Here is a 19,005-nt window from a genome sequence, read left to right as displayed (position 1 = left end):
GCCCACTACGGCTCAACGTGTATGTGCTCATGCCGCGCTCCTGCGGTTGATGATCTTGTACTGCGCCAACGCCACCAGGACGATCAGCACGAAGAACAGGTACGAGATGGCCGACGAGAACCCGAACCGGTAACCGGTGAAGCCGGACTCGTAGATGTACTCCACGATCGACCGCGTCTTCCCGGCCGGACCACCGTTGGTCAGCATGTAGATCTGGTCGAACACCTTCAGCGACGCGAGGACCTGCAACGTCACCAGCAGCGCCGTCGTCGGCGTCAACTGCGGGATCACGATCGAGAACAGCTGCCGCCACTTGCCGGCGCCGTCGATCGCGGCCGCCTCGAACTGCTGCTCCGGAATGTTCTGCAACGCCGCCAGATACAGCAGGAAGTTGAACCCGATCGTCCACCACAGCGTGGTGATCACGACCGACACCATCGCCACCTTCGGATCCTGCAACCAGGCCACCGGCGCGGCACCGAACTTCGCCAGTACGCCGTTGATCAACCCGAGCGTCGGGTTGTACATCCAGCTCCAGAACATCACCACGACGGTGGATGCGAGCAGGTACGGCAGGAAGAACGACAGCCGCCACAACCAGCGTCCCGGAAGACCCAGGTTCACCAGCAGTGCCAGCGCGAGCGACAAGACGATGAGCGGGACCGTGCTCAGCACCGTGAACCAGAGCGTGTTCCCGAGCGACTTCCACATGTCCGGATCACGCAAAGCCTCGCCGTAGTTGGCAAATCCAACCAATCCGCTGCCCGCACCGGTCAACGTCTCACCGGTAAAACTCAGATACAGGCCATACACCGCCGGCACCACGAGGAAGAGCACGAACAGTACGGCGAACGGCGCCGCGAAGGCCCACCCAGTAAGGGTCTCCCCACGCTTGGCCCGCGCCTTGCCCTGAGCCGTGACCTCCTCGGCCGTCACCGGCGGAGTGTCGATAGCAGTAGACATCTGTGCCTCTCCTCTCACACCGGCTGCGGACGGTCGAGCAGCTTGTTCAGCCGGGCGACGAACCCGTCGAACCCGGCCGCTGGGTCACCACTGCCGAGGAACACGTTCTGCACGTTCTCGGCGAAGTAGTTCTGGAAGTCGCTGCCGGCCCCGGTGAACCACACGTCCGGGTCGTAGTTCACGTACGCCGGGATGCCCGCATAGTTCGACTGCGGCTTCAGCGCCTGGTACTCCGCACTGTGCGCCACCGGCTGGTACGCCGGGATGTGTCCGCCGCCGGCCCACTTCACCGAGCGCTTCAGGATCTCCGCGACCATCGTGTACACGTGCTTGCGGCGCTCCGGCGACACCTTCGACTGCCGCGGCAGGACGAACGTGTGCGAGTCGGCGTACGCCGCCTGGGTCCCGAACAGCGTCGGGATCGGCAGCGCGTCGACCGGCATCTTCGCGTCCTTGAGCACCGGCAGCTCCCACACGCCGCCGAGGAACATCCCGCTCTCGCCGTGCAGGAACTCGCTGGTCGCCGTACCGCCGTCGCCGCTGCGGGACGCGATGGTGTCGTTGAGCAACGACTGGATGAAGGTCAGCGTCTTGACCGCGGCGTCCTTGTCGACCTGCGCCTTCTGGCCGGGCACGAGCTTCATGTCCGCGCCGGTCTGCCGGTAGAACGTGTAGAACAGCCGCCACATCTGCGAGCCGTCACCGAGGTAGCCGTAGGACAGACCGTGCTTCCCGGTCACCTTCTGCAGCTTGGCCGCGATCTCCGTGAACTCTTCCGGGCTCTTCATCGAGTGCAGAGCGTCCGTGACACCGGCCCTCTCGGCGTGCTCGGTGTTGTAGTAGAGCACGAACGGATGGGTGTCGAGGGCGATCGCGTACAGCTTCCCGTCGTACTGGCACTTCTCCCAGACGCGAGCCGGGAAGTCGCTCTCGTGCAGGCCGACCTCGGCGAGCAGGTCGAGGTCCCACGGCTCGAGCAGGCCCCCGGGCGCGTAGCCGGCGATGCGGGACGCGTGCATGATCGCCACGTCCGGAGCCCGGCCACCGGCCGAGGCCATGGCCAGCTTCGTGTAGTACGGCGGTCCCCAGGCGAGGACCGTCTGGGTCGCGTGGAACCCGAGGTTCGCGGCATTGACGGCATCCACCAGGCCTGCCATCACTGTGCCGTCACCGCCGGTCAAAAGGTGCCAGTAGCTGAGGTCGGTCGCCGACCGCGACGCACCAGGCGCGCAGCCGACGAGCAACCCACTACCGGCCAGCGCGGCCGCTGCTTTGAGCAGTCCGCGCCGGGAGAGCTGGTCACTCATTCGGTCTCCTTCGAGAGGCGAACCGAAAATTACATCGTTAGAATGCGCGAGACAAGACTCCGATGTGGGATTTTGTGGAAACGTATCCGTTAGCGTTCGGTACTGGCGCGTTCGACGACGCGATGTGGGATCATCACCCTGCGTGGCGGCGCACCCCGGTCGGCCATCGCCTCGGCGAGCAGGTCGAGCGCGGCCCCGACGAACTCCCGCCGGTCGAAATCGATCGTGGTCAGCGGCGGGATCATGAACTGACTCTCGAGGATGTTGTCGAACCCGGCGACCAGGGTCTGCCGGGGTACGGCGATGCCCGCACTCCACAGCGCCGCCAGCGCACCGGACGCGATCGAGTCGGTGAAGCAGAAGAACGCGTCCGGCAGCTCGTGGTCGGCCAGATACTTCCCCACTACGGTCGCGGCGCCCTCTGGTCGCCACCTGTCGAGGCTGATCTCGAGCGACGGATCGATCGGTACGCCGGCCTCCTCGAGCGCCTGGTGGTATCCGGTGGTCCTTAGTCGCGACGCCGCCGTACCGGGGCCTTCGGCGGAACCCGCGAGTACGCCTGCTCCGCTGGAGCCGCGCGGGATCTCCGGCGTACCGACGGCTGCGATCCGGCGGCAGCCGCGTGCGAGCAGGTGCTTGGTCATGTCCCGCGCGGCCGCGAGGTTGTCGATCGCGACCTGGCTGACGACGTCCTGATCGACGTCACCGATCAGCACCAACGGCGGCAGCGGTCCTGCCGACATCACCGCGCTGTCGTCGAGGTTCACCGGGTTCAGGATCAGGCCGTCGACGAGGTACGCGCGGGCCTTCGAGAGCAGCTCGAACTCGCGCTTGGGCTCGGCCGCGGTCTGCTCGATCTGCACGCCCCAGCCGCGCTCGTGGGCCAGCTCGACGACCAGGTGGATGATCTCGGCGGAGTACGGCCGTAGCAGGTCGGGCAGGGCCAGCGCGATCATTCCGGACCGGCCGTTCCGCAGTCCGCGCGCGCTCATGTTCGGCACGTAGTCGAGCTCGGCCAGGGCGCTCTCCACCCGGGCCCGCGTCTCAGGCCGCACGAAGACGACGCCGTTGATCACGTTCGACACCGTCTTCGGCGACACCCCGGCCAGCTTGGCGACATCTTTGACGGTGGGACGCATGTCGCCCATTGTCACATCTGGCCCACGTTGTCAGTGATCAGCGCGTAATCAACGCCCCGCCGTTCACATGGAGGACCTGACCGGTGAGGTGCCGGGCGGCCGGCGAGGCGAGGTAGTGGATGGTGCCGGCGATGTCCTCGACCTGACCTTCGCGCTTGGTCAACGTTGCTTGGAGCAACGTTTGACGGCGCTGATCGGTCAGCCGTCCCTGGAAGAACTCGGTGTCCGCGGTGAAGCCGGGCGCGACGACATTGGAGGTCACGCCCTGAGCCCCGAGCTCGGTCGCCGCGTCGACGTTCCACATCGCCAGTGCGGCCTTCGAGGCGCCGTACGAACCCGCGCCGCGGGCGCCCGCGATCGAGCCGAGGTGGATGACGGCGGTCGTCATTCGGGGTCCTAGCGCGGTCGTGGTGAGCACCGCGCTGATCAGGTTGGCCTCGAGGTTGGCGAGCCAGTTGGCCTTCAGTTGGGCGAGATCACCGTCCGGGCGACCGAAGTCGGTGTTGCCGCCGGCGTTGTTCACCAGTACGTCGACCTTGTCCGGCAACTCGTCCAGCAACCGCTCCACCTGCACCGGATCCGTCGCGTCGCACACCACTCCCCTGACTCCGACATCCGCCGCGGTCTTCGCCAGTACGTCGGCGCGTCGCCCGGTGATCACCACATCGTCTCCGTCGGCACGGAACCGCTCGGCGGTCGCGCGCCCGATCCCAGTCGCTCCCCCGGTCACCACGATCGTCCTCACTCGACACCTCACGTTTAGGTCTAAATGTTTAGACCTAAACGTACCATGATGCTCGTGGCCGACAACTACCCGCTCGATGCCCCGAGTCCGTACCCCGCGGCGGAGATCGCCCGCGCCTGGCAGCGGGAACGCCCCGGTACGCCGACCGACTCGATCGAGATTGTCACTCCCCTGTGGCGGCTGGCCAAACTGTTCGCCGACGACCGCCGCCGGGTCCTCGCGGACGCCGGCGTTGACCCGGCGACCCTCGATCTGCTCAGCGTGCTGCGGCGCGCGGGGTCGCCGTACGAGCTGAGTACGCGCGAACTGTCCCGCCGTACCCTCGTCACCGCAGGAGCGATCTCGCAGCGGGTCGCTCGGGCCGAGGAGAGCGGACTCGTCACCCGCCGGTCCGCCGCGGACGGCAGTCGCGCGGTGGTCGTGACGCTGACAAAGGCCGGCCACGACCTGGTCGAGCGAACTGTCGACCAGGTGCTCACCCGCGAGGCGGACCTGGTCGCGTCCCTCTCCCCCGCCGCCCGCAGCCAGTTGGCCGGGCAACTTCAGGAGTTGCTCGACGAGGTCGCGAAGGTGGCCCGCAAACCTTCCTGACGGCGTTGAGGGTTTTAGCCGGTCGTGCTGACTGGAGCCGCTGGGCAAAGTTCGTATGGGCGGTTCAATGAGACCATTGAAGGATGCTTCCTGCTGACAGTCATGACGTCATCCAGGTGCGCGGCGCCCGCGAGAACAACCTCAGCGGCGTCTCGCTCGACATCCCGAAACGCCGGCTCACCGTCTTCACCGGGGTCTCTGGCTCCGGCAAGTCCTCCCTCGTCTTCGACACCATCGCCGCCGAATCGCAGCGGCTGATCAACGAGACCTACACCGCGTTCGTCCAGAACTTCATGCCGAGCCTCGGCCGCCCCGACGTGGACGCGCTGCAGAACCTGTCCGCCGCGATCATCGTCGACCAGGAACGCATCGGTGCCAACGCCCGGTCGACGGTCGGCACCGCGACCGACGCCCACACCATGCTCCGCGTCCTCTTCAGCCGAGCCGGAACGCCGTACGCCGGCCCACCGTCCGTCTTCAGCTTCAACCGGGCCGAGGGCATGTGTCCGGTCTGCGAGGGACTCGGGCGGACCACCGAGTTCGATCTCGACGAGCTGGTGGACCTCGAGAAGAGCCTGAACCAGGGTCCGATCAAGGCGCCTGGGTACTCGGTCGACAGTTGGCATTGGCAACTGATGGCGAGCTCTGGTCTGTTCGATCCCGATCTGCCGCTCAAGGACTACCCGGCCGAGGCCTGGCAGCAGTTCCTCTACCAGGAGCCGATCAAGATCAGGGTCGGCAAGAGCAACCTGACCTTCGAGGGATTGATCAGCAAGCTCAAACGCCAGTACCTGAGCAAGGACCTGCAGTCCATGCAGAGTCACGCCCGAGCCTTCGCCGAACGCGCGATTCGGCAACAAACCTGCGCGGAGTGCGGCGGCGTCCGGCTGAACGAGGCGGCTCGCATTGTCACCGTCAACGGGCGGACCATCGGCGAGTGCTCGGCGATGCAGATCAGCGACCTCGCCGAGTTCGTTGCCGGAGTCAAGCATCCGGGCGTCGGGCCGATGCTCGAGGGACTCGCCCAGACCCTCGACTCGTTCGTCACCATCGGCCTCGGCTATCTCAGCCTGGATCGTGAGTCGTCCACGTTGTCAGGCGGCGAGGCGCAGCGTGTGAAGCTGGTCCGCCATCTCGGGTCGAGCCTGAGCGATGTCACCTATGTCTTCGACGAGCCGACGGTCGGCCTGCACCCGCACGACATCCAGCAGATGAACGACCTGCTGCTCCAACTGCGGGACAAGGGCAACACCGTCCTGGTCGTCGAGCACAAACCGGAGACGATCCGGATCGCCGATCACGTGGTCGATCTCGGCCCGGGCGCAGGTCTGTCCGGTGGACGGCTCTGTTACGCCGGCGATGTCCCCGGCCTGAAGACCTCGGGCACTCTGACTGGGCAGTACCTCGACCATCGGGTGAGGGTGCGTGACGACGTACGCCGTCCGACCGGGAAGCTGTCGATCGAGAACGCGACGCTGCACAACCTGCGCGATGTCAGTGTGGACGTCCCGCTCGGCGTACTCACGGTTATCACCGGAGTCGCCGGATCTGGGAAGAGCTCATTGATCCACGGCTCGCTGGCCGGCCGGGACGGCGTGATCATCGCCGGGCAGGAACCGATCCGTGGCTCGCGGCGGAGCAACCCGGCGACGTACACCGGACTGCTCGATCCGATCCGGGCCGAGTTCGCCAAGGCGAACAAGGTGAAGCCCGGGCTGTTCAGCGCGAACTCGGTCGGCGCGTGCCCGACCTGCAAGGGCCTCGGGCTGGTCTACACGGATCTCGCGATGATGGCGGAGGTCGCGTCGGTCTGCGAGGACTGCAACGGCGCGCGGTTCACGCCGGAGGTGCTCGGCTATCGGTTGCGTGGGAAGAACATCAGCGAGGTGCTGCGGATGACGGTCGCCGAGGCACGTGAGTTCTTCGGGAAGGGCACGGCGCGCGCCATCCTGGATCGGCTTGCGACGGTCGGGCTCGGGTACATCGGGCTCGGGCAGCCGCTGACGACGCTGTCTGGTGGTGAGCGGCAACGGCTCAAGCTGGCGATCAACATGGGCCGGACCGGTTCGATCTACATCCTCGACGAGCCGACCAGCGGACTGCACCTGGCCGATGTCGACCAGTTGCTCAAGATGCTCGACACACTCGTTGACCAAGGCAACACCGTGGTCGTGATCGAGCACCACCAGGCGGTGATGGCGCACGCCGACTGGTTGATCGACGTCGGCCCGGGCGCCGGTCACGACGGCGGTCAGATCGTCTTCACCGGTACGCCGGCCGACCTCGTCGAGAGCAGCCCGACGCTCACCGCCGAGCACCTTCGGGAGTACGTCTCAGCGAGCTAGGGCCTCGATCAATTCGCGCCAGGGGTTGAGGTAGTCCGCGGCGGGGCCGGTCTGGGTGAGGACCAGGCGGGCGCCGCCGTTGCCGTCCCGGAATGCCCACGTCACCTCGCCGCCGCTCCAGGTGTAGGTGAGCCGCACGGGCTCTTCGGCGTCTGCAACCGGTCCGGGTTCAATGCCCTTGGCAACGAACCCGGCCGGCGGCGGACTGCCCGCGGTGGCTGTCTGCGCGCCGGTCAGCAGCTTCCAGACAGCCTCCTTCGGCTGCACCAGTTGCCGCTCGAAACGGACCCCACCGTCGTCGGTCAGCACGCCCTGATCCAGTCCGAACACCTTCACGAAGTGCTCGTGCAGCTCGCGGTAGTCCTGCTGCGGCACGGTGTCGCCGAGCACCCGCGCGAGCGCGTCGAAGCACAACGTCCAGCCACCGGAGAAGCTCGCCGATCCGGCGCGGTCGTCGTACGTCGCGGTCAGATGCAACGTGCAACCGTCCGCGTTCGGCACCAGCTCCCAGCGGAGCACCTCGACACCCCAGGTGTACTCGAGCACGTGCGGCGGTTCGTACGCGCGGATCACACCGCTGGACTGCTCGTCCACCGGCGCGCCCGGATCCTGCTCGAACGTGAACTTGATCGCCCCGTCCAGCCGCAGATCGAGCTCGACCGCAGCCGGGAACCACTCGGCCAACTGGCTCGGCTCGGTGATCGCCCGCCACACCTTCTCGACCGGATGCCGCAGCTCCCGCCGCATCCGCAACACGGTCCGTCCGTTCTCAGAACTCAACGTCTCGGTCATGGATCTATATATACCCGACGAGTTATATACGATCAACCGGCGAAGCGAGCCAGATCTTTCAGCTCGGCTGAAACGTCGGCCGGCGCGTCTACCGACAGGTCAGCGTGCCGCCAGGTGCCGATCGCCCGACCGGCTTCCACCACCGCGGGCCGCAGCATGCCGCCGCCGGGAAAGATCGAGCGCGGCAGCTCCTGCCACCGATCTTGGTAGCCGAGTAGGTAGGCATCGAACTCGCCCAGCATGCGCACTTCCTGGCAACCCGGAACGTCGCCGACGGCAACCAGTTCGGTGCCCTCGACTTCGAACGTCGTGGTCGCGACCGCGTCGACAGCGCGGCGAGCGGCCGGCACCGGCAGGCCCGACCAGGTTGCGAAATCCCGCGCGGTCGCCGGGCCGTAGGCGGTCAGGTACCGCCGGGCCAGAGCCTCGGGATCGCCTTCTAATACGAGCGGTCTGCCGAGCCATGCTTGCACCGCGACCCAGGTCTCGCCGGGGCCGTAGCAGAGGCGTCCGAGCAAGCCTGTGTAGCGGATCAACGCGTAGACCGCTTGTCCTTTCGGCTCCGAGATCAGACCTGCCTTCACCAGCAGGTCCGCCAGTTCTGCTCGGGTGGACGGACCATGGGCCAGCAGATGTTCCTCCAGGCGATCGGCCGCCTCGGCGCGGATCGACGGCGTCAGACCCAGCTCGCCGAACCGCCGTGAAGTGTCTTTGATCAGCTTTGCGCCGAGCAGACCGAGCAGTGGGCCGGCATCCTCGACGGCGACCAGTTGCAGCGTGCCGCGCATGAACCAGCCGCGGACGGCGGAGCGATCGTCCTCTTGAGCTCGCGAGACGTCAGCGAGCGTGGTCGCGGTCGATCGGGCCCGGACGGCGTACGCGGCGCCTCGCCAGCTCTGCGCCTGGAGTCCCCCCGTCCGGCGTACGACGTCGGCCACCCCTCCGGGGCCGGCCTCGTCCACCGGACGCGCTAAGCAGTTGGCCTGCATCCTGGCTGCCAGTAACCAGTCCACGGACCTTCGCGTCACCTCAGCATGACACCACGAACCGGACGAGTCCGCACCTTGAAATACGGATTTGACTGGTCCACCAACGAAATCAGGGGTTTGTGACCCTGATTCCGGGTCACAAACCCCTGATTTGCCTGGCCAACCAGGCAAATTGGCTGGTCAACCAGCCAAATGCGCTTTGGTCAGAGGGCGGGCTGGACCAGGTCGGCGAAGGCTGCCTGGCCGGTCACGTTCGGGTGGTATGACTCGCTGACCGGGTTCGAGAGGCCGTTCAGCCACTCCGGGCTGCCGCACACCGAGTGACCGATGAACTTCGTCGTCGGGTTCACGAACGAGAACCCGGCCGCGCTCGCCGAAGCCGCGACCTTGGAGTTGAGCAGGTCGGCGGTCGCGTTCAGCTTGGTCATCTCGTCCGGGCTGAAGAACGTGCCGGCGTTGCAGTCGGTGCCGTTGAACAGCCGCGGGTACCCGACGACCGCGACCTGGGCCGACGACGCCCGACTCTTGATCGACGAGTACAGAGTGTTCAACCGGCCGGGCAGGGTGTTGTTGATGATCGCCTGGGCGTTGGCCACGGCGCTCGTGCAGTCGCCGAGCCACGACGGCTTCGCGCACTCGGTGATGACCGACGAGAAGCCGGCGTCGTTGCCGCCGACCTGGACCGAGACGATGTTGGTCGAACTGGTCACCGACGGCAACTGGTTCGCAGTGACGTCGGCGACCTTCGCGCCGGAGCAGGCCACGAACGTCAGGTTGGCCCCGATTCGGGCCGCGTCGATGTACGAATAGGCCTTGGTGGACCGCTGGCAGGACCCGCTACTCGAGATGTAAGTGCGGGTCCCGACACCGGAGGCGTACGAGTCACCGAGTGCGACGTAGTTCGGCGACGCCGCGTGCGCGACACCTGGGCTGAGTAGGACCACGGCGCCGAGCGCCGCGGCGGACAGCAAACTGGCGATGGACTTCATTGGGCGGACCGCCTTTGTAAGCGAGGGGTGGCGACTGAAGTACTCAACGTCACCTTCGCTGACTGGCGAGTAACACACAAGGTCCTAGTAACAAATTAACCGTGGATTCCCGGTGTCGGTCACCAACTAGCCGTTCCAGGACGACAACCCTGGCCCCGGAGGCAGTGGATAGCACCCGTCGACGAGCTTCACCTTCCCGTCAGCGGGCAGCAGTCCGCTCTCCACATAGATGGTGTTCGGCAACGCGGCGAGCACATGGATATGCGCTCCCCCGCCGTGCGATGCGTACGGCACACCGAACCCGGCTGCCATCAACCCGATCTCCAGGCAGTCGGTCAACCCACCGGCCCGCCGCAGATCAGGTTGTACGACGCCGACGCCACCACGCGAGATCAGGTCCCGGAAAGCGGCCTGGCCATACCGGTTCTCCCCCGTCGCGATCGGGATGTCCAGCTTCTCCGCCAACCGCACGTGCGCGTCGGTGTCCGCAGCCGGCAGCGGCTCCTCGAACCACCGGCAGTCCAGCTCCTCGTAGACCCGGCCGCGTCTCAGCGCCTCGGCGTACCCGAAGGCCTGGTTGGCGTCGACCATCAGCGGGGCGTCCGGACCGATCACCTTCCGGACCGCCTTGATCCGCTGCACGTCCTCGCTGAGCGGTCCGCCGCCGACCTTCATCTTCACGCCGCGGAAGCCCTGCTCCATCGCCTTCGCCGAGACGCTCTCCAGACCCGCGACGTCCAGCTCGAGCCAACCGACCATCGCGTACGTCGGGATCGCGGTCCGCTGTGCGCCGAGCAGCTTCCACACCGGCACGTCGAGGGACTTGCCGAGGAGATCCCACAGCGCCAGGTCGATCGCCGAGATGCCGTACGACGACAACCCGGCGGTCCCCTGGTAGTCGGTCAGGGTCTGCAGCTTCTGCCGGATCCCCCGGATGATCGTCGGGTCCTCGCCGATCACCTCCGGCGCCAGCTGCTCGGTGATGAGCTTGGCCAGCACCGCCGGTGAACTCTCGACGCGACCGAAGTACGTCGTACTGACGCCGCTCACGCCCTCGTCGGTGTCGATCCGAACCCGGGTCTGCCCGTTCCGGTCGAGCAACTGGATCGCGTCGCGGACCGCGTGCGCCTTCGGTTCGGACGTGATGTCGACACTGATGTCGGTGATCTTCATGCGGTCATCCCTTGCCTGCGAGAACGTCTTCGACCTTCTGCTTCACGCTGCCCAGCGCCGCCTCGGCGGTCTTCTTACCGCTCCAGACGTCGTCGAGCACCGGCCGGTAGATGGTCCGGGCGCGTTCGATGTAGCGGCTGAAGTTCTCGTTCACCGCGTTGCCGAGCGCCTGCGTCACCAGCGCAAGGTTCGACGGCGACTTGTCGTCGGGCACGAACAGCGCCGACGAGGTCTTCGCGACCGGCATGAAGCCGCGGGACTGCGCGAGCAGCTTCGCCGCGTCCGCGCCGGCGCAGTACTTCAGGAAGTCCCAGGCGGCGTCCGGGTCCTTCGAGGCCTTCGGCACCGCGAGGACGGTCAGCGTGTTGACCGTCGTACGCCGTACCTTCATCGGCGTCGGGAAGATGTCCCACTTCACCTTCGCGTTGGTGCGCAGGTACGGGATGCCGCTGGTGAGCCCGAGCAGCATCGCGACCTTGCCGGTGCCCAGCTGGGCCAGTGCCCAGTTCGGCGTCTGCTTGCCGGCCGTGACGGTGGCGAAGTCCGGGTGCACCTTGTGGACGAGCGACAGGTCGGCGACCCACTGGATCGCCTCGGCGCCCTGCGGCTCGGCCAGCGTGAACCGGGTCGCGTCCTTCGAGTAGATACCGTCGCCGCCGTTGCTGACCGGGAAGACCGTCTCGAGCGAGGTGTCGGGGAAGACGAGCGCGCCGAACTGCTCGCCGTTCGGCTTGGTCAGCTTCTTCGCCGCGTCGACGAAGTCGTCCCAGGTCCAGCCGCTCTTCGCCCAGTCCTTCGGCGGGAGCTCGACCCCGGCCTCCGCGAAGGCGTCGGTGTTGCAGTACAGCACGCCGGGGTTGGTCATGATCGGCCACGCGGCGTGCGCGCCGTCGGGCTGCTTGGCGAAGTTGTAGGCGACCGGGAAGTAGTCGTCCGGCTTGATTCCGTCCTTCTCCAGGTACGGACGCAGGTCGAGCAGCGAGCCCTCCGCGTAGTACCCCCGGACGTAGTCGTCGTTGATCCGGATCGCGGTCGGCGCGGCGCCCGACGACAGCACCGTACGGAGCTTGGTGTCGTAGTCGTCGCCGGGGATGGACTGGATGTCGAGGGTCTTGCCGGCCTGCTTGGCCCAGTTCTGGGCCACCGTGTACATCGGCGAGCCACTCTCGGTGTCCCAGGTCATCCAGGAGGCGTTGCCGCCACCCCCTCCACCGCTTCCGTTGCTTCCACAGGCGGCGAGCGGTACTCCGGCGGCGAGCACGCCACCGCTGATGCCGAGGGCTTTGAGTATCGACCGACGGCTGATGTCTGATGCGGGCATGGTCGTTCCTGTTCTCTGAAGTTAATTGGTCCGCAGTTTTGCGACCGCGTCGTCGTCCAGCTCGATGCCCAGACCGGGCAGCTCCCACGGCGTGATCTCGCCGTTCACCGGGACAAGCGGGTTCTTCCAGATCGGTACGTCGTCGAGAACCGGGTTGTGCTCGATGTTGTACTCCTGCGGGTAGACGCAGGACGGCGTACTGACCCACAGGTGCGCGTGCGCCGACGTACCGATCGTCTGCTGGGTGTTGTGCACCGTGATCGGCTTGGTGAAGGTGTCGGCGAGTACGGCGATCTTCTTGAACTCCGTGATCCCGCCGCACTTGATGACGTCCGGCTGCAGGATGTCCACCCGGCCGTCGAGGATCAGGTCCCGGAACTGCCAGCTGGTGTACTCCTGCTCCCCCGCCGCGATCGGGATGTCGACCGCGTCCGCCAGCCGTCCGTACGCCGCGTAGTCGTGGGCGGCGAGCGGTTCCTCGAAGTGCCACACGCCGAGGTCCTCGAGCGCGTGGGCCAGCTTGATCGCGGTGTGTTCGTAGTACGCGTTGTTGACGTCGACCAGGATCGGGAAGTCGTCACCGACGAGCTCCCGGACCGCGGTCACGGTGGCGATGGTCTGGTCGAAGCCGTCGTCGTGCATCCACGGCGTCGACGAGTGGATCTTGTAGCCGTGGAATCCCTTCTCCTGAAAGGACTTCGCCCGCTCGGCCTCCTGCTCCGGTGTCATGCTGCGCGACATCGAGCTGGCGTAGACCTTGGCGCTCTGGCGGTACTTGCCGCCGAGGAGCTTGTAGGTGGGCAGCCCGGCGGCCTTGCCGAGCAGGTCCCACAGCGCGATGTCGATACCGGCGATGGCGTTCAGCTGCGCGCCGCCGGGGCCGAGCTTGTACGGCTTGGTGTACAGCCGGCGCCACAGCCGCTCGATATCCGACGCCTCTTCGCCGATCAGCAGCGGCGCGAGTGCCTTCTCGACCACGCTGTGCGAGACGAAGGCGTTCATCGGGCTGACCTCGCCGACACCCACCAGGCCTTCGTCGGTGTGCACCTTCACGATGTGCAGCTTGTCGAGCAGGATGATCGACTCGATCTTGGTGATCCGCATTCTTATCCTTTCAGGCCGGACATCGTGATGCCCTGGACGAAGTACTTCTGAGCCAGCAGGAACAGCAGCAGCGGCGGCAGGATCGTCAGCGTCGCGGCGGCCATCATGAGGTTGGTCTGGGTGAAGTACTCACCCTTGAACAGCGCGAGCGCGATCGGCATGGTCTGCAACCGCGTCGAGTTGAGGAAGATCAGCGGGCCGAAGAGGTCGTTCCACGAGCCCATGAAGGTCAGCGCGCCGACCGCGGCCAGGGCCGGTTTCACCTGCGGCAGCATGATCCGCCAGAACGTTCCGAAGGTGGACGCGCCGTCGAGCTTGGCCGCCTCCTCCAACTCCATCGGCACCCCGCGGAACGCCTGCCGGAGCAGGAACGTGCCGAACACCGGGGTCAGCACGTTCGGGACCCAGAGCGGGTAGTGTGTGTCGATCCACCCCATCTGCCGGAACAGCATGTACTGCGGAACCAGGTAGACGATGCCCGGGATCATTGCCGTCGACAACAACAGTGCGAAGGCCAGGTTCTTGAAGGCGAAGTTCAGCCGGGCGAAACCGTACCCGGCCAGCGACGCGAACAGCAGCAGGAAACCGACGTTCAGCGCGGCGAGCTTGCAGCTGTTCAGGAAGAACGGCAGCAGGCCGTGGCCGGCTTGGGAGTAGTTGCCCCACTGGAACTCCGACGGGAAGAACGTCGGCGGCGACTGCAGTACTTCGTTCTCCGGTTTCAGCGACGCGCTGATCATCCACAGCAGCGGCATCGCGAACACCACCGCGAAGAACAGCAGCACGACGATCAGTACGACCCGGCGCGGGATGTGCCTGGGCGCCCGGTTGAAGACCCGGATGGCCTCAGTTGTCATAGTGCACCCACCGTTTCTCCATCTTCCACTGGATCGCGGTGACGACACCGACGATGACGAACAGCACCCAGCCCATCGCGGAGGCATAGCCCAGCCGGCCGTGCCCGAAGGCCGCCTCGTAGATCTGGAAGATGAACACCGAGGTGGCGTTGTTCGGCCCGCCGGACGTCATCACGTAGATGATCCCGAACACCTGGAACGAGGTGATGAACTGCGTAATGGTGAGGAAGAACAGGCTCGGCGTCAGCAGCGGGAAGACGACCGCCCAGAACCGCCGCCAGGCCGACGCTCCGTCCACCGTCGCCGCTTCGATCAGCGACTGGTCGATGCTCTGCAACCCGGCCAGCAGGATCACCATCGGGTAGCCGACACCCTGCCAGAGCGCGACGATCATCACCGCGATCAACGCGGTCTTGGTGTCGGACAGCCAGGCCGGGCCGTGGATGCCGATCGTCTTCAGGGTGGAGTTGAACAGGCCGCTGTCCGGGTTGTACAGCCAGAACCAGACGAAGCCGATCGCGACCACGTTGGTGACTGCGGGCGAGTAATACAGCGTCCGGAAGAATCCGATGCCCTTGATCTTCTGATTGCACAGGACCGCGAGTCCGAGCCCGATGAAAATGGTCAGTACGACGACGACCACGGTGAAGATCGCGGTGTTCTTCAGCGACGGCCAGAACGTGTCGTCGGCGGTGAACAGCTCCTTGTAGTTGCCCAGGCCGAGGAACTTCGGCGAGTTCAGCCCGGTCCAGTTGGTCAGCGACACCACCAGAGAGGCCGCGACCGGGAGGAGCTGGAAGAACAGCACACCGAAGATCACCGGACCGACGAACAGCCAGCCGGCCAGGTTCTGCCGCTTGAGTTTGACCTTGACCCGTTTCCGGGCCGGTGGTCCGTCGACGTCCGGGGGTTTCAGGAGGACTGCGTTGGCCATCGGTCACACCTCGATCCCGATGTACTTCTCCTCGAGGAATTCGAGGATGCCCTCGGAACTGCCTTCACGGCCGAGTCCGGACTGCTTGGTCCCACCGAACGGCGCGGCCGGATCACTGAGTACGCCGCGATTGACCGCGACCATGCCGGCGTCGATCCGTTGCGCGACGGAGAGCGCCTGGGCGGGATCGCCGTACACGTAGGCGATCAGGCCGTAGATGGTGTCGTTGGCCATGGCAACGGCTTCGTCGACGTCGCTGAAGGCAACGATCGCGGCGACCGGTCCGAAGATCTCGGTCTGGTTGATCTCGGTGCCGTGCTTCACGTCGGTGAGCACGGTCGGCGGATAAAACGCTCCGCCGCTCGGTTGCCCGCCGCCTCCAAGTGTCAGGTTGGCGCCTTCGGCAACGGCCCGGTCGACGAGGCCGGCGACCTTGTCGCGTTCCTCCGGTGACACCAGCGCTCCGAGGTCGTTCGAGTGGTCGGCGCCGGGGCCCATGGTGACCGCCTTCATCGCGGTGGTGATCCGGGTGCTGAACTCGTCCACGAGCGAGTCATGGACGTAGAACCGGTTGGCCGCCGTACACGCGGAGCCGCCGTTGCGCATCTTCGCGACCATCGCGCCCTCGACCGCGGCCTCTACGTCGGCACCGGGCAAGACTACGAACGGCGCGTTGCCGCCGAGCTCCATCGACGAGCTGACCACCTGGTCTGCCGCCTCGTGGAGCAGTACTCGTCCGACCTCGGTGGATCCGGTGAAGGACAGCTTGCGTACGGCGGGGTGGTGCAGCATCGCGCTCACCGCCGGACCGGCTGGCACTGGGGTGACCAGGTTGACGACACCTGCTGGTACGCCGACTCGCCGGAGGACGTCGACGACGTACGCCGCGGTGAGTGGCGTCTGGCTGGCCGGTTTCAGGACTACTGAGCAGCCCGCGGCCAGGGCGGGCGCGATCTTGCGGGTGGCCATCGCGGCCGGGAAGTTCCACGGGGTGACGAGGACGGCTACGCCGATCGGGTCGCGGCGTACGACGATGGTCTTGTCGCCCGACGGGGAGAGCCGGAAGTCGCCGCCGATCCGGACCGCTTCCTCGGCGAACCAGCGGAAGAACTCGGTCGCGTACGCCGCCTCCCCGATGGCATCGGCGTACGCCTTGCCGTTCTCGGCGACGATGAGGGCGGCGAGCTGCTCACGTTCCTCGGTCAGTAGGTCGAAGCAGGCGCGGAGTAGCTCGGAGCGCTGCCTGGGTGGGGTCGCGGACCACGAGGCGAGCGCGTCGGCGGCCGCGTCGACGGCGGCCAGGCAGTCCGCCTCGGTGGCCGCGGCGAACTGGGCCAGCTCGGACCCGTCGGCCGGGTCGTGGACCGGGAAGCGCCGGCCGTCGGCGGCCGGGCGCCACTGGCCATCGATGAAGAGATCGTGCGGAGAGGTCATCTGCTGGCTCCGGGGTTCAGAACGGGTCGGTTCGGTCGCCGGCGTACGCGGCGCGGGTGATCTCGAGCAGCGCGTCGGCGTCGAGCGGGCGCGGGTTGTTGTCGATCAGCCGGGCCGACTGCAGGCCTTGCTGGGCGACGTACTCGAGTTGGTCCTCGGTGAGGCCGAGCTCTTTCAGCGTCGGCGGGATGCCGATGCGGTCCAGCAACGCGTCCACGGCTTCGATACCGGCGAGAGCTTGTTGCTGGGGGTTACCGACTAGCGGAAGGTCGAAGATGCGGGCGATCTCGGCGAACTCGTCAATGCGGGCGGGGACGTTGTAGCGCATGACGTACGGCAGGAGTACGCCGACGCCGACGCCGTGCGGGGTGTGGGTCAGCGCGCCGAGCGGGTACTGCAGCGCGTGGGCGGCCGCGGTGCCCGCGACTCCCAGGGCGTAGCCGCCTGCGTTCGCGGCGAGCATCACCTCGGAGCGAGCTTGCTGATCGTCGGGTTGCTCGAAGGCGATCGGGAGTGCTTTCGCGAGGAGTCCGAGACCCCAGCGGGCGTAGGAGTCGCTGATCACGTTCTTGCCGATGAAGACCCGGCCTTCCGCGACCGCGGACGGCGGCCGTTGGATCGCGGTGAACGACTCGACCAGGTGCGATACCGCGTCGGCTCCGGCGCTCGCGGTCAGGCTGGGCGGGCAGGAGTAGGTCAGCTCGGGGTCGCAGATCGCGACGGTCGGGATCAGGTACGGCGAGGAGATGCCGGCCTTGAGTTCGCGCCGGCTGTCGCTGAGGACGCAGACCGGGGTCACCTCGGAGCCGGTGCCGCCGGTGGTCGGTACGGCGATGATCGGGAGGACGGGTCCGGGTACGGCGTTCTCCCCGTAGTACCGGTCGATCGGGCCGCCGTGGGTGAGCATGAGCGCGACGGCCTTGGCGAGGTCGAGGCAGCTGCCGCCGCCGATCCCGATCACGACATCGATTCCGGCGTACTCCATCGCGTCGAAACAGGCGTCGATGTCGGACATCGGGAGCTCGGGGGCGGTGTCCTGCCAGACGTGGACGTTCAGGCCGTGGTCCTCGAGATCGGCGCGCAACGCGGCGAACTCGGGTGATGCGGCCAGGCGTTCGTCGGTGCAGATCAGGGCTGAGCTGCCGTACTCGGCGGCGTGGTGACCGAGCAGAGTGCGCTGGCCGGCGCCGAAGACAACCGTGCGTGGGGAACGTTGCACGCCGAAGGCAGGCGCGGTGATCGTCATAGGTTGGTCCTTGTCCGGTCGTGGGCGGGGGTCAGTCGGCCAGCACGGCTTCGCGGCGTTCCGCGTCGAGAGCGGTCAGCTCACGCCACAGGTCGTCGGCGATCTCGATGCCGTGGGCAACGGACTCGTGATACCGGGTACGGGCGCCGTCGCCGGGGACCGCTACCGGCGAGGCCGGGTCCGCCGGGCGGCTGCGGCGTACCTGGTCGAGGTACTCGGTGGTGGAGTGGCGGCCGCCGCCTCCGCTGAGCAGGATGAACAGGTCGCCCTTGTTGCTCAGGTGGTCGTCGTCGAGCGTGCCACCGACCGCGGTGCCGTAGGCGGCGCCGGTGAGGAAGGTGACCATCGCGCCCAGACCGAGGCCGAGGCCGTAGCCCTTCGCTCCCCCGAACGGCGCGATCGATCCGTCCTTGGCCGCGTCCGGGTCGATCGTCTCGTTGCCCTTGGCATCCAGGGCCCACCCCGGCTCCAGCGGTACGCCGCGCAGCGCATGGTCGTGGACCTTGCCCATCGAGATCTGCGAGGTGGCCATGTCGAGCACGAGCGGAGCCGGCCGCGCCGGGACTGCAAGCGCCAGCGGGTTGGTGCCGAGCATCGCCTCGGTGCCGCCCCACGGATGCACCAGAGCCTCGCTCGTGGTGATGCCGAGGCAGACCAGACCACGGTCCGCCATCCGGCCGGCGTAGTACCCGAGCATGCCGAGGTGGTTGTTGTTCGTGATGGAGCAGACCGCGACGCCGTACTGCTCGGCAGCCGGGACGATCGCTTCCAAGGCGCGGACCGCGACGACGGGACCGAGTCCTTGCTCGCCGTCGACGGTGAGGTAGCTGGGGCCGCTCCAGTGGTGCCGGCCGGTGCTGGTCGGGCTTGCGGTGCCGTTGGCCAGCCGGCGCAGCAGTCTCGGCAGGCGCAGCAGTCCGTGGGACGGCATTCCCTTCGCCTCGGCGACGACGAGTAGCTCGGCCTGCTGGGCCGCGGCGGGGGCGGGCACACCGGCGGTGATCAGGAGTCGTTCGGCCAGTGCTTGGGCCGTGAGCAGATCTGTGTGCACGTCGACCATCCCAGGGTGGAGTCGC

General features: G+C 66.9%; 17 protein-coding genes. 2 read left to right on the top strand and 15 right to left on the bottom strand.

The features are described from left to right. Positions 1-27: 27 nt before the first annotated feature. The 4 genes from EV650_RS05860 to EV650_RS05845 form a co-directional block, all read right to left on the bottom strand. Entirely contained in the window at positions 28-963 is a 936-nt protein-coding gene (locus EV650_RS05860; protein WP_134116093.1) for a carbohydrate ABC transporter permease, read from the bottom strand. Positions 964-977: 14 nt separating this feature from the next. Beyond that, entirely contained in the window at positions 978-2,270 is a 1,293-nt protein-coding gene (locus tag EV650_RS05855; protein WP_134116091.1) for an extracellular solute-binding protein, read from the bottom strand. Between the two features lie 89 nt (positions 2,271-2,359). Beyond that, the gene (locus EV650_RS05850; protein WP_134116089.1) at positions 2,360-3,409 is read right to left on the bottom strand and encodes a LacI family DNA-binding transcriptional regulator; all 1,050 of its coding nucleotides are present in this window, start codon (positions 3,407-3,409) and stop codon (positions 2,360-2,362) included. Positions 3,410-3,446: 37 nt separating this feature from the next. Further along, positions 3,447-4,154 carry an SDR family NAD(P)-dependent oxidoreductase gene (locus EV650_RS05845; protein ID WP_202874407.1) on the bottom strand — a complete coding sequence of 236 codons (708 nt, stop codon included), beginning with the start codon at positions 4,152-4,154 and terminating at the stop codon, positions 3,447-3,449. 54 nt (positions 4,155-4,208) lie between these two features. On the opposite strand from EV650_RS05845, the gene EV650_RS05840 reads away from it, so the two are divergent. Then, a complete protein-coding gene (locus EV650_RS05840; protein ID WP_439648760.1) occupies positions 4,209-4,745 on the top strand; it encodes a MarR family winged helix-turn-helix transcriptional regulator in 537 nt (178 codons plus the stop codon). Positions 4,746-4,828: 83 nt separating this feature from the next. Then, on the top strand, positions 4,829-7,090 hold the full coding sequence (locus EV650_RS05835) for an ATP-binding cassette domain-containing protein (protein ID WP_134116085.1): 2,262 nt from the start codon (positions 4,829-4,831) through the stop codon (positions 7,088-7,090). On the opposite strand, the gene EV650_RS05830 is transcribed toward EV650_RS05835, so the two are convergent. From EV650_RS05830 to EV650_RS05780, 11 genes are all read right to left on the bottom strand, one after another. Beyond that, positions 7,079-7,882, bottom strand: a complete 804-nt coding sequence (locus EV650_RS05830; protein ID WP_134116083.1) for an SRPBCC family protein — start codon at positions 7,880-7,882, stop codon at positions 7,079-7,081. The two genes, EV650_RS05835 and EV650_RS05830, sit on opposite strands and share 12 nt — an antisense overlap. Positions 7,883-7,914: 32 nt before the next feature. Next, positions 7,915-8,895: a winged helix DNA-binding domain-containing protein gene (locus EV650_RS05825; protein WP_134116081.1), complete on the bottom strand. Its 981-nt coding sequence runs from the start codon at positions 8,893-8,895 to the stop codon at positions 7,915-7,917. 179 nt (positions 8,896-9,074) lie between these two features. Next, a complete protein-coding gene (locus EV650_RS05820; protein WP_134116079.1) occupies positions 9,075-9,860 on the bottom strand; it encodes an SGNH/GDSL hydrolase family protein in 786 nt (261 codons plus the stop codon). 126 nt (positions 9,861-9,986) lie between these two features. Then, positions 9,987-11,033 (bottom strand): mandelate racemase/muconate lactonizing enzyme family protein, encoded by a 1,047-nt coding sequence (locus tag EV650_RS05815; RefSeq protein ID WP_134116077.1) that lies wholly within the window; start codon positions 11,031-11,033, stop codon positions 9,987-9,989. Between the two features lie 4 nt (positions 11,034-11,037). Continuing rightward, positions 11,038-12,354 (bottom strand): ABC transporter substrate-binding protein, encoded by a 1,317-nt coding sequence (locus EV650_RS05810; RefSeq protein WP_134116075.1) that lies wholly within the window; start codon positions 12,352-12,354, stop codon positions 11,038-11,040. A gap of 21 nt (positions 12,355-12,375) precedes the next feature. Then, the gene (locus EV650_RS05805; RefSeq protein ID WP_134116073.1) at positions 12,376-13,458 is read right to left on the bottom strand and encodes a mandelate racemase/muconate lactonizing enzyme family protein; all 1,083 of its coding nucleotides are present in this window, start codon (positions 13,456-13,458) and stop codon (positions 12,376-12,378) included. A gap of 2 nt (positions 13,459-13,460) precedes the next feature. Beyond that, positions 13,461-14,315, bottom strand: a complete 855-nt coding sequence (locus tag EV650_RS05800; RefSeq protein WP_134116071.1) for a carbohydrate ABC transporter permease — start codon at positions 14,313-14,315, stop codon at positions 13,461-13,463. After that, positions 14,305-15,249, bottom strand: a complete 945-nt coding sequence (locus tag EV650_RS05795; protein ID WP_134116069.1) for a carbohydrate ABC transporter permease — start codon at positions 15,247-15,249, stop codon at positions 14,305-14,307. The genes EV650_RS05800 and EV650_RS05795 overlap by 11 nt, the downstream gene beginning before the upstream one ends. A gap of 3 nt (positions 15,250-15,252) precedes the next feature. Continuing rightward, positions 15,253-16,683, bottom strand: a complete 1,431-nt coding sequence (locus tag EV650_RS05790; RefSeq protein WP_134116067.1) for an NAD-dependent succinate-semialdehyde dehydrogenase — start codon at positions 16,681-16,683, stop codon at positions 15,253-15,255. A 16-nt stretch (positions 16,684-16,699) separates the two neighbouring features. After that, the gene (locus tag EV650_RS05785; protein WP_134116065.1) at positions 16,700-17,929 is read right to left on the bottom strand and encodes an iron-containing alcohol dehydrogenase; all 1,230 of its coding nucleotides are present in this window, start codon (positions 17,927-17,929) and stop codon (positions 16,700-16,702) included. Positions 17,930-17,960: 31 nt separating this feature from the next. After that, positions 17,961-18,980, bottom strand: a complete 1,020-nt coding sequence (locus tag EV650_RS05780; protein ID WP_202874406.1) for an Ldh family oxidoreductase — start codon at positions 18,978-18,980, stop codon at positions 17,961-17,963. Between the last annotated feature and the right edge of the window lie 25 nt (positions 18,981-19,005).

The sequence above is a fragment of the Kribbella kalugense genome (assembly GCF_004365875.1).
In the GTDB taxonomy this organism is placed as follows: domain Bacteria; phylum Actinomycetota; class Actinomycetes; order Propionibacteriales; family Kribbellaceae; genus Kribbella; species Kribbella kalugense.
Note: the sequence above shows the minus strand (reverse complement) of the source record. Positions and strands in the feature narration are given on the sequence as shown.